Raw genomic sequence first — 1,007 nt, forward strand, 5'->3', positions numbered from 1 at the left:
GTCCCTATCCCTTTCCCTTGCTGATCTGGCAACAAATAAATTGCACCTAATTCTGCTTCGTTTTGCAGTCTAATTGGTGAAAAATTTGCAAAGCCAATTACTTCTCCCTCTTCTTCCGCAACAAATAAATGTGTATTTTCAAGGCGATATTTCATTTTTTCATCGGAATACGCTTCATTTAAAAAGTTGTCTTGAATCTCTCCCGGAATAATTCCTTCGTAAGTATCATGCCAAGCTATTTTCGCTACGTTTTGTACAGCATGAATATCTTCTTGCTTCATTTCTCTAATTACATATGTCATCTCGATGTCTCCATTCTCTTTAAATTACACTCTGCTAAAATACTAGAAGAAACGGCAGAACCATCTTCATAATTTACCTTAATTAATTTTAACTTCTCAATCGAAGCTAGTGTARCATCAAAYTTTYCATATATATATTCCATTACACTTAAAAATTGATTTGAATTTAACCCATTAGMAATCGTGCAATGCGGAACCCATTTTCCTGGYACGTAATATGAMTKYRRATTATCATGAAAARYTTTGAAATAATCATGATAAGAATGATGAAGTCTTAATAACTCATCGGTAATGGTTGGTGCTAGAAAGATCGTTCTATTAGTAGGAAAAGTTCCAACAGAAGGAAAAGTTACAGCAGCAATGTTCTCTTGAAAAACTACAAACTCCTCTAACTTCTCAGTATATAAATTAACATCTAACTCATTATAATCAGCCAATGTAATATGTGGTTCTACTCCGGCTAGTGGATTTGTTCCAATTATATTTGTTAATTCATTTTGCAATTCTCTAATTTTATTAGTGCACACACAATCAAATGTAGCAATAATAGCGTACATGCTTCCTCACCCCTTCGTTACACATAGCACTTCCCATTCTTCACGAATCATTCCCATTCGAATAGAATCATAGTATGTCCCGTTATAATATCGGCATTTTCGCATTCTWCCTTCTAAGCTCATTCCTATTTTCTCYGCTACTTTCATC

Annotated in this window: 3 protein-coding genes; all 3 read right to left on the minus strand. The window is 34.0% G+C overall.

What is annotated here, in order from left to right:
* Nucleotides 1-302: GNAT family N-acetyltransferase (locus tag AC1DJR_RS31325; protein WP_477004394.1), on the minus strand; the 302-nt coding region annotated here is incomplete at its 3' end.
* Nucleotides 299-859, minus strand: coding sequence for a 2'-5' RNA ligase family protein (locus AC1DJR_RS31330; protein WP_477004395.1), 561 nt, complete (start codon nucleotides 857-859; stop codon nucleotides 299-301). The genes AC1DJR_RS31325 and AC1DJR_RS31330, both read right to left, overlap by 4 nt.
* Before the next feature lie 6 nt (nucleotides 860-865).
* Nucleotides 866-1,007 (minus strand): GNAT family N-acetyltransferase (locus tag AC1DJR_RS31335; protein ID WP_477004396.1); only part of this gene is annotated, 142 nt, incomplete at its 5' end.

Source organism: Bacillus sp. 05T31 (assembly GCF_056396725.1).